Origin of the sequence: Idiomarina sp. ST10R2A5, from assembly GCF_051842325.1 — a bacterium.
Taxonomy (GTDB): domain Bacteria; phylum Pseudomonadota; class Gammaproteobacteria; order Enterobacterales; family Alteromonadaceae; genus Idiomarina; species Idiomarina abyssalis.
In genome coordinates this window covers 1-264 of record NZ_JBNIEX010000042.1, presented here as the reverse complement: position 1 = coordinate 264, position 264 = coordinate 1, and the positions used below count along the sequence as shown (strand labels likewise).

The window sequence follows — 264 nt, the reverse complement described above, 5'->3', positions numbered from 1 at the left end:
GACTCATCCTCGACGGCGTCCACGACGGCAACATCGTCATCCTCGAACAAGGGCTCGATCCGGAGGAGGAGTCCAAACTCATCGAGGTGACGATGTCGGAGATCAACCCCGACGGGTTTACTGGTATCGAAATCGAAAGCTATCCCGGCGAGGGGGGCAACGACAGCGGCCTGCTCGGACGTCTCATGGGCCGTGACGACCCCAACAAACTGACCGTCATCGGACCGGCAAACCGGATCGAGACGCTTCACAAGGACGAAAAGC

The 264-nt window shown here is 59.5% G+C and carries 1 protein-coding gene; it reads left to right on the top strand.

Going from position 1 to position 264, the window contains the following annotated elements; genetic code table 11:
- The coding region (locus ACP7FG_RS13050; RefSeq protein ID WP_439226634.1) for a DUF2073 domain-containing protein at positions 1–264 on the top strand (264 nt) is incomplete at both ends.